Origin of the sequence: Providencia sp. PROV116 (genome assembly GCF_028482485.1) — a bacterium.
Classification (GTDB): domain Bacteria; phylum Pseudomonadota; class Gammaproteobacteria; order Enterobacterales; family Enterobacteriaceae; genus Providencia; species Providencia rettgeri.
Genome location: NZ_JAMPQO010000030.1, coordinates 111,917 through 121,811, shown reverse-complemented (window position 1 = coordinate 121,811; position 9,895 = coordinate 111,917). Strand labels below are relative to the sequence as shown.

Genomic DNA, 9,895 nt, shown 5'->3' with positions numbered 1-9,895 from the left:
AGCGTAAATTAGGACGAAAATAGCCAAGCGGCTCCGCGAACCCCACTCGAATCCCCATGCACCGCTTTACGAATTGGCGTATCACACTCCCTACCAAATACCCATTGGCGGATCCTTGCTGGCAACGCTTCATATAAGTAATCGACATTGCTCATTCCGCCCCCTAGCACTATCACGTCTGGGTCTAACATATTAATGGCTTGTCCGAGGGCTTTTGCGAGGCGGTTGAGGTAATTTTCCAGTGCGATCTTGGCATATTTATCACCTGATTGTGCTAATTCGACAATTTCCATCCCCGTTTTTTGGCTTCCTGACATTTTCGCGTAATCCACCATAAACCCTGTGCCTGAGACAAACAATTCCGTGCAACCTGTCAGCCCGCAATAGCAGTTTTCTGTTACTAGAAATTGCCTATCTTGCTCATCTTGCCATGGTAGAGGGTTATGACCCCATTCCCCTGCAACGCCATTTCCCCCTGAATGCACTTGCCCATTTATTGCAATTCCTGCACCACATCCAGTTCCGATAATTACGGCAAACACGACTTTCTCGCCTGCTCCTGCACCATCAACGGCCTCAGAGACGGCGAGACAATTAGCATCATTCGCCATTTTTACTTTACGATTTAATAAATGACTTAAATCGGCATCGAACGGTCTGCCATTAAGCCATGTGGAATTAGCGTTTTTAACTCTTCCTGTCACTGGAGACAAGGTTCCAGGGATCCCAACACCAACACTGCCTGACAACCCCGTCGCCGTTTCTGCATCCGCCACTAAACTCGCGATCGCTTTAAGTGTCGCATCATAATCACCACGAGGTGTTGGAATACGTTTACGAAACAAAGTATTACCACTGTCATCCAATGCAATAACTTCAATTTTGGTTCCACCAAGGTCAATACCTATTCTCATTATGATGCTCTCTACTATTCAAGGGTTCTATGGTTATCATGGCTTGATTTGAGGAGTATTATCAATAGTTAGCTAATGAAATGATAGCAGCCCTCAACGTCAACGTATTTTTTTTCGCTTAATAACAGACAATTCGCTATCATAGCCCCCTGCTCTAACTGGCTATTTATCAACAAAGGTAGGTTTTTCATGTGGTTCAAGAATATATTGGTCTATCGCCTAAATCGGGATTTGGCACTCTCCGCAGATGATTTAGAGAAACAGCTTGCCGCCCTCGCCTATCATCCTTGTGGTAGCCAAGACATGATGCAAACTGGCTGGGTTTCCCCTATGAATGGTAGTGATGCATTGACGCATGCTGCGGGTAATCAAATTCTTATTTGTGCTAAAAAAGAAGAGAAAATGCTGCCATCTCCTGTAATAAAGCAAGAACTACAGGATAAAATTGAAAAACTAGAAGCTGAACAAGGGCGTAAGTTAAAAAAAACCGAAAAAGACTCCTTAAAAGATGAAGTCGTCCATGCTTTACTCCCTCGCGCATTTAGTAAATTTAGTAAAACCTACATTTGGATTGATACTGTAAATCAATTAATTATTGTTGATGCCGCAAGCGCAAAACGCGCTGAAGATAATTTAGCCTTACTTCGCAAAAGCCTAGGTTCTTTACCTGTCGTTCCTCTGACTTTTAAAGACCCTATAGAGCTAACGCTCACGGAGTGGATCCGTTCTGGCTCATTACCACAAGGCTTTGCCGTCATGGATGAAGCGGAGCTAAAAGCTATCTTAGAAGAAGGTGGTATTATCCGCTGTAAGAAGCAAGACCTAATTTCTGATGAAATCGCAACCCACATTGAAGCTGGCAAGCTAGTTACCAAACTAGCCTTAGATTGGGAAGAACGTATCCAGTTCATGTTATCTGACGATGGCTCCCTGAAACGTCTCAAATATAGCGATACATTAAAAGACCAAAATGATGACATCGCTAAAGAAGACTACGCTCAAAAATTTGATGCTGATTACGTCTTAATGACAGGTGAACTCAGTGCATTAATCGCTCGCTTGATTGATGTCTTAGGTGGCGAAGCCGAACACTAAATTTGTTTCCATATCCTCTATTGCTCTCACAATGGCAACTCACACTTAAGTAAGTTGCCATCACTTTTTAGATCCCGCTTACATAGCCACAATTAAGTCATTGACTGGTTGTGAAATCTCTGGTTGATTGATTTATATCCATATCGCAAATTTCTGATATTTAATTATGTTCAACAACAATAATAAAAATAACCCATCACTGATGATTATGGTCAATATTCTGTCGAAGGAAATGTTATGAAAGAGCTCATCGAACCTGAATTAGATGAAAATTCACTGGTTACCCTACAAAAAGTCACTGCAGAAAATTTTTCTGAAATTTGCTTACTAAGTCATACACTTAGTGAGGCACAGCGTAATATGGTAGCAGATAACGCCTATTCCATGGTGGAAGCACAATTTTCTGATTGTGCATGGTATCGAGGCATATACGCTGATGATGTCCCTGTTGGTTTTATCATGCTGCATTCAGGGCTAGATGACGATGAGTTAGAATATGACGGCATTATGCTTTGGCGCTTTATGATTGCAGAACCCTACCAAAAACTGGGGTTTGGCCGAGAAGCTTTAGTTCAAGTCATCCAGTATTTAAAGAGAAAAGGTTATCCTCGCCTTTATAATAGCTGTGGTGAAGGGGAAGAAAGCCCATTTGAGTTCTACAAAAAGCTTGGTTTTGTTCCAACAGGCGCTTATATGGATGACGAATGTGAGTTGGTTCTAGATATTACTAATTGGCAAGAACAAGAAGAGTAATCGAACTACCACCTATACTAATCGTGTTCAATTTCCCGATTTACCGACCCCTTTAATATTTACAGGGTATCACTAAGATACCCTATATAATTCGGGTTGTAACTAGGCGACAAGCGAACCGAGCTTTAGGAGTATGCAGTGTGATTAGGGAATAGGCGTAAGCCTATAAGTGCAGTCAACAACGCTACAGCACGAAGCATGACCAATACCAATACGCTAAATAGTTTGTGCTGTCGCAAGGCGGCAAATGCGTTAGACCCTAGGAGCATACACAAGTATGTGACTAGGGCTAACGCATGAAGCCAACGCCGCGACAGTGCAAAATATGACGCGTATTCGTTATTTTTGGATAAGATAACGAATAGTCGGCCCATCTTGCTGAATATCCAACACAGTATAACCGTAGTTTTTCGCATCCAGAGGAATATTATTGATCGACTGCGGGCAATCACTTACTACCTCTAATATTTCACCTTTTTTCAACGATGGCATTGCTTCTAATGTTGCCACTGCTGGGTAGGGGCAAGGTTCTCCGACCATATCTAACCGATAATCAGGGATGATGTCTTTCTTACTCATACTACCTCCACGGATACATTAGATGCTTTTTGAGAACGTTTACGGAAAAAATGTTTTTCCCAGACCAACATCAATACAAATGCGACCGCTAATAACCCATAAGTGACCAGTAATCCACCTTCTGGTCCAAAGGTTTCAAGTAAATTAACTTTGTCAAAATCAGTCGCTAGCCAAGGGCCTAAGTCATCCCAGTAGTAAGCCAGTACTGTAGCACCAAGAATATTACCAAAACCTACCCACCAATAATGAACCTGGCCTTCTACGGCACGGTACATCCAGCCCGTTTCACAGCCACCAGCGAGTACAATACCGAAGCCAAACAGTAATCCACCAATGACGGCATTCGGCCCAGCCCATAAAATTTTTGGCGTTGCACCTAACTGCACATAGCTGAAAATACCAATCGCACTGACCGCCATACCAATAATGATAGCTTTCGCCATATGGGTGCGTCCGGTGATCCACAGATCACGAAATGCAGAGGTAAAACAAATTTGTGCTCTTTCAATAAGTAACCCGAAGCCAATACCACATAAAATGGCAAACCCCATTACTGGGGAGTCTAATAAGGTATAAAAGCCCCAAGCCAGTGCTAAAGTGAAAATCACCATTCCCAGTTTAAAGCGCCTTTTCGCCACATTATGATTTTGTGTTAACGGCGATGCGGTGCTGACTTTTTTCAGTTTCACAGGAATGCGAAACATTGGCATTAGTGTGAATTTCGCACCAAAGTATGACCCTGCCGCAGTAGCAACAGCAAAATACCATGCGTGTAATGAAAATTGAGGGATACCAGTAAAGAATGCAGCTAAATTACACCCCATCGCCAATCGAGCACCAAATCCAGCGATAATACCGCCTAAAATAGCTTGAAAAATACGTATCCGATGCTGAGGCATTCGTAATTTAATATTATTGGCCCATAATGCAGCGGCAAAACACCCGGCAAACATACCAATGATCATCACGCCATCAATACGATCCAGAGGTGTACCCTCAAAACCAATAACTTTAAAATAGCCCCATGTCTCTGGCTCTGCACCAAATAATTGCATGATGTGCCCGCCCCAACGCGTAAACTCACCCGTGACCGCCCAGAATGTACCGGTCAAGCCAAAGTAATAGGTTGATAAGATACCTGCGGCAATAACTGCAGGTAATGGTTTCCAAAAACCGATGAGATAGCGAGATTTAAAATCAGACCAAGTCATTGTTACTTCCAATTCATTCACGCCAGACCTTGGCAGAGAAGTTCGCCGTTGTATAATTATCGATATAAGTACTTATATCGATCCCCACAGCGAAGTGGCAACATCATACTCCGATAAATTTTTTCGTGAAGTTATTTCATCATAAAACGAGAGACAGATTGATCTTGAGCACACTCAGATTTAAAGAAATAGATGGGAATAAAAAAAAGCGCTATCTCAATGATAACGCTGGAAGTGTAGTCTTATTTTATCTATAGAAGAGTATAATATGAAATTGCCTTATTACGGCGACGCTTGCTATGCGTAGTCTGTAGTCAGCCCATTTGACTCCAGTAATAACACTTATCTCACAGTATAAATACGTTCACTTAGCTGACCTACTTGTTAAGTAATTATAACTATTTTTAATACAAAGGCCTAAACGTTCACTAACTTTGTATTATTTCCAAATTAGCATTGGCCTTATTGATTCCCTAGCATAAGTAAATTATAAAAATAGATAACTCAGTATAATAAAGTATTTAAAAGTGTTTCTAAATGTTATTGGTTGCATTATAGCGCAACACTTTTGTTGCGCAAGTGTTTTTTTATTTTCATGACAAGCTACAAAAACCATGCAATAAAGCATTTAAAATCAAATAGATACATTGAGAAAACCGAAATCAGGCAAAATATTTAACCTATAGTTAAGATATTACAAACAATTTACATTTTTTATAGAAAACAATTTACTTAAAATTTAAAAGTAAATTTAATATTAATTAATATATATCACATAGCTTTACAAATATATTTTCTGGAATAATAAAATCTTCTGAACATTAATAAAACTTACATATTTTTCAATTATAAATATTAATGGCATTTACGTAATTAAAATTTATTAACCTACGAATTAAATATAAAAACAATCAGGCTCATGATAAATAATAACTTTTCTGATGAATCCTTCCCTTACAAAATAACCACCAATTTAATAAGGAATTAGGTCAAATAGATTAAAAATGATCCCCACATAAATCCTTAATTATAATATGGTTTATTTTTCGTTAAGTTTCACATCGCTATTGCATCACTTTTGATAAAATAATCAGCATTAATATGCTATTTAACTCGCATTTAAAAATTAAAAAACCAAGAAAATGAATCAATGTAACTAATAGATAAATAGTAAAAAAGGTAAAATCAATAGACGTTACTGTGATAATAAAGAAAAAACAAACAATGATTCATTATAAAAATTAATAAGATGCTTCATTGCTTATAGAAAATACAAGCAAAAATATCCTAAATAGAGTGAAACAATGAGTGCAATAGCCACCCCAGCCTATCAAATTACGAATAGAAAGCGTCAAATAAGAATAAAATTCTTAAAAAGAAATCTAATTAGCAAAATAAATGTGATGAGATAGACAAAAATAGTGCCAAAGGTAAATTAGATCGCCACAGGCTTACCTTAAGGCATAGTTAGACGCGTTTTACCCTTAACGATAAAACGCGTTTATACGATGTAATTCGCTTATTTTGAAGTTGTTGCTTCCATACCCACTAAACCAATCTTCAAGTACCCAGATTGACGCAATGCATTCATTACATCCATCATAGTTTCATAATCAACACTCTTGTCCGCTTGGAAAAAGATTGTCGTTTCCTTATTAGAACTTGTTGCTTGGTCAAGTGTAGAAGCAAGCTGTTCTTTTGTCACAGCTTGGTCCCCAATAAAAAGCTGGCTGTCCGATTTCACTGTTAAAAAAACGGGTTTTTCTGGACGCGGCTGCGGCTTCGCTGTCGAGGCGGGTAAGTCGACTTTAATATCAACTGTTGCCAATGGTGCCGCAACCATAAAGATAATCAATAAAACCAACATAACATCGATAAAAGGTGTTACGTTAATTTCATGCATTTCACCGCTATCGTCTTGTTCGTCACCTAAACGCATTGCCATAATAATTACCTTGCTTTGCTATTTGCCAGATCAAGATCACGCCCCAGTAACAATGCGGACTGAGCAGCGACATCTCCTACTTGACCACGATAGTTGTTGATCATACGAGCAAAAATATTATAAATCACAACCGCAGGGATAGCGGCAATAAGACCGATTGCTGTTGCTAATAATGCTTCTGCAATACCTGGCGCAACAACAGCAAGGTTAGTCGTTTGTGAGTGGGCAATCCCGATAAAGCTATTCATGATCCCCCAGACAGTTCCAAATAAACCGACGAATGGAGAAATCGCACCAATAGTAGCCAAATAACCATTGCCACGCCCCATATAACGGCTAATAGCAGCAACAGCCCTTTCTAGGCGGAATGATGTGCGCTCTTTTGTACCTGATAAATCAGAGCTATTCGCTGATAAAGCTCGCTCAGTAACAGCTTCATTTAATAACATACGAGTAATGCTATTTGCTTTGAAGCCTTCTGCAATACTGACCGCCTCATCAAGTGATTTTACCTCAGCAATCGCTTTCGCTTCTGCTTTTAAGCGACGGCGAGCAACTAAAATCTCCAAACCTTTTGAGAAAAATAGCGCCCATGTAATAACAGAAGCAATCACCAAACCAATCATAACGGTTTTAACCACGTTATCTGCATTTTGGTACATTCCCCAAACAGATAAGTCTTGATCAAAACCTCCTGTTGGTGCTTCTGTTGCAATTTCAATGTTTTCATTAACAACTGTTGTGTTCACAGCTTCGCCTTGTACAGGCTCAGCGGGTACTGATGCAACTTCAGCACTTGGTGTTGTTGGTGGTGCAGCCGGGTTTACTGCCGGTTGTGTTGATGGTGTATTTTGAGACGCAGCTGGTGTTGTTGCAGGTGTGGTTTCAGCGACTGCCGTACCCATCAAGCCGAACGCCAATAGAATAGAAGCTGTTAGTTTACGCATCAGTTGGCCTTTACTCTCTTTTTAGTGTTGTATAATAAAATTCATATCGATGATTGTGCCATTCATCGACTAACCTTTAAAAGCGAAATTTGACTCGCGCTGTCCGTCTCTTTTCAAAAAGACGGTGCTGATGATATCAAACACAGCGCGAATTGATAGTAATTATCATTAGTATTCGCGATTTTTTTTATATTTTTTTGCGTTTAGACAAACATGCCCTTCTCTATTATGCGGTTATTTTCCTTAATAATTCATAGCTCAATTAAGTGTTCATACGCAACCTGAGAAAATGAGACTTACCTATGAATTGAAAGTTGAAGAATACTCAGGTTACATTTCTATCAGAATCATTTAACGTCTTAGTATAAATCACCTTTGAGTTTAACTAGTTCACATCCTGTGTAGGGAAAAATCATGGCAGACATAAAACCTGAAACACAATTAGTTCATATTGGGCGAAACCCTAAATACACACAAAAAGGAGTAAACCCCGTTATTCAACGAGCTTCTTCTATTATTTTTGATACGCTTGAAGAAAAACGACATGCAACTCGCCATCGTGCAAATAACGTACTATTTTATGGACGCCGTGGTACGCAAACACATTTTGCTTTCCAAGAAGCCATGACAGAATTAGAAGCAGGTGCAGGTTGTGTCCTTTACCCTTCAGGTGCTGCCGCAATTACCAATGCCATTTTGTCCTTTATCTCTGCAGGCGAACATATCCTTGTTACCGGTTCAGCTTATGACCCAACCCAAAATTTTTGCGACAATATTCTCACTAAGTTAAATGTTCAAACCACGTATTTTGATCCCTTAATCGGAACGGGGATTGCTGATTTAATACAATCCAATACACGTATTGTATTCTTAGAATCCCCCGGCTCTATCACCATGGAAGTTCATGACTTACCTGCAATCGTAAAAGCTATACGTGCTAAATCGCCTGAAATTGTCATTATGATTGATAACACTTGGGCTGCGGGCGTCTTACTTAAACCATTATTATTTGATGTTGACGTTTCAATCCAATCAGCAACTAAATATATCAATGGCCATTCCGACGGAATGCTCGGCCTTGCTGTGGCAAACCAACGCTGTATTGAAACATTACGTGAAAATTCTTATCTCTTAGGTCAAACAGCTGACCCAGACACTGTTTATATGGCTAATCGTGGCCTGCATACATTACCGACTCGATTAAAACAGCATCAAATTAATAGCTTACAAGTTGCTAATTGGTTACAGCAACGTCCTGAAGTTGAACAGGTTTTTCACCCGGCACTTGAGAATTCTCCGGGTCATGAATTCTTTATTCGTGATTTTACAGGCTCTAATGGTCTGTTCTCTTTCCAACTAAAATCACGCTTAACCACGGAGCAATTTACCGCTTTTCTTGATAATTTTAATCATTTTAAAATGGGTTATTCATGGGGGGGTTTTGAATCGCTGATTTTGGGATACCAAAAAGAAGATTTGCTCAGTATGCGGCAGTATGATTTTTCACCAAAAGAAGGCACCTTCTTCCGAGTGCATATCGGTTTAGAGCATACCGATGATTTAATTCACGACTTACAATTAGCTTTTGAGCGAATTTAATTTGTAGCTTAAATCAAGATGTTAATTGCAGGATAATCATTAAATATTTCCTGCAATTTATCCACTCAATGATTAATTCATCAAACAAATCAAACTTGAACCCTTTTTTTCCTGTAATATAGATGATAAAGAAATTCGCTTTTACGCAGATACAGGAATGATTATGGAAGTCCTACGCGAAATCGTACTGGCACTTTGGCACCACGATTTCCTTAAACTCTCCAACCCTGAAGTGCTTTGGGTTATTTATACCGTACTTTTTGTTGTCATTGTTTTAGAAAATGGCGTTCTTCCCGCCGCTTTCCTACCCGGTGATACCTTGTTGATCCTTTCAGGTGCATTAATTGCCAAAGGGGTCTTACACTTTATTCCCACAATACTATTGCTAACAACAGCAGCCAGTTTAGGTTGCTGGTTAGGTTTTCTACAAGGCCGATGGTTAAGTGAAACCAAGGTTGTGAAACGCTGGTTAGCGCAAATTCCTGAGGAATATCACACCAAAGCAAATAATATGTTTAATAAGCAAGGATTATACGCCCTACTTATCGGCCGCTTCCTTGCATTTGTCAGAACAATATTACCTTTGCTCGCTGGGTTATCTGAATTAAGTCACCGCCGTTTCCAATTTTTTAACTGGCTAAGTGGCTTGTTATGGGTTGGCTTGATTGTCACCTTGGGGTATGCCTTAAACCAAATTCCTTTTGTGAAAGAACATGAGCAAATTGTTATTAGTGCGCTAATGATTATCCCTGTCATCCTACTAATTAGTGGGCTAATTGGTTCAATTGTAATGTATTGGAAACACCGAAAGGCACTCTCTGGTAGCAAAGAAAAATCATAGTATAACCGAGT

At 39.5% G+C, this 9,895-nt stretch carries 9 protein-coding genes; 4 read left to right on the top strand and 5 right to left on the bottom strand.

Annotation, left to right across the window (positions count from 1 at the left end; all coding sequences use genetic code 11):
• Positions 1–8: 8 nt before the first annotated feature.
• Positions 9–914 carry a fructokinase gene (gene mak / locus PSE72_RS18005; RefSeq protein WP_115166622.1) on the bottom strand — a complete coding sequence of 302 codons (906 nt, stop codon included), beginning with the start codon at positions 912–914 and terminating at the stop codon, positions 9–11.
• 189 nt (positions 915–1,103) lie between these two features.
• On the opposite strand from mak, the gene rdgC reads away from it, so the two are divergent.
• A complete protein-coding gene (rdgC, locus tag PSE72_RS18000) occupies positions 1,104–2,009 on the top strand; it encodes a recombination-associated protein RdgC (RefSeq protein WP_115166621.1) in 906 nt (301 codons plus the stop codon).
• A gap of 237 nt (positions 2,010–2,246) precedes the next feature.
• Positions 2,247–2,762 carry a GNAT family N-acetyltransferase gene (locus PSE72_RS17995; RefSeq protein WP_004914659.1) on the top strand — a complete coding sequence of 172 codons (516 nt, stop codon included), beginning with the start codon at positions 2,247–2,249 and terminating at the stop codon, positions 2,760–2,762.
• A 339-nt stretch (positions 2,763–3,101) separates the two neighbouring features.
• Here the strand turns inward: PSE72_RS17995 and yedF are convergent, their stop codons facing one another.
• The 4 genes from yedF to exbB all read right to left on the bottom strand — a co-directional run bounded on the left by yedF (position 3,102) and on the right by exbB (position 7,444).
• A complete protein-coding gene (gene yedF, locus PSE72_RS17990) occupies positions 3,102–3,341 on the bottom strand; it encodes a sulfurtransferase-like selenium metabolism protein YedF (protein WP_004914660.1) in 240 nt (79 codons plus the stop codon).
• A complete protein-coding gene (yedE, locus tag PSE72_RS17985) occupies positions 3,338–4,552 on the bottom strand; it encodes a selenium metabolism membrane protein YedE/FdhT (RefSeq protein WP_004914662.1) in 1,215 nt (404 codons plus the stop codon). Before yedE ends, yedF begins: the two co-directional genes overlap by 4 nt.
• A 1,519-nt stretch (positions 4,553–6,071) precedes the next feature.
• Positions 6,072–6,497: a TonB system transport protein ExbD gene (gene exbD, locus PSE72_RS17980; protein WP_004905603.1), complete on the bottom strand. Its 426-nt coding sequence runs from the start codon at positions 6,495–6,497 to the stop codon at positions 6,072–6,074.
• A gap of 5 nt (positions 6,498–6,502) precedes the next feature.
• The gene (exbB, locus tag PSE72_RS17975) at positions 6,503–7,444 is read right to left on the bottom strand and encodes a tonB-system energizer ExbB (protein ID WP_115166620.1); all 942 of its coding nucleotides are present in this window, start codon (positions 7,442–7,444) and stop codon (positions 6,503–6,505) included.
• Positions 7,445–7,858: 414 nt separating this feature from the next.
• On the opposite strand from exbB, the gene metC reads away from it, so the two are divergent.
• Positions 7,859–9,043, top strand: coding sequence for a cystathionine beta-lyase (gene metC, locus PSE72_RS17970; protein WP_110731399.1), 1,185 nt, complete (start codon positions 7,859–7,861; stop codon positions 9,041–9,043).
• 163 nt (positions 9,044–9,206) lie between these two features.
• A complete protein-coding gene (locus PSE72_RS17965) occupies positions 9,207–9,884 on the top strand; it encodes a DedA family protein (RefSeq protein ID WP_004914669.1) in 678 nt (225 codons plus the stop codon).
• Positions 9,885–9,895: the final 11 nt, after the last annotated feature.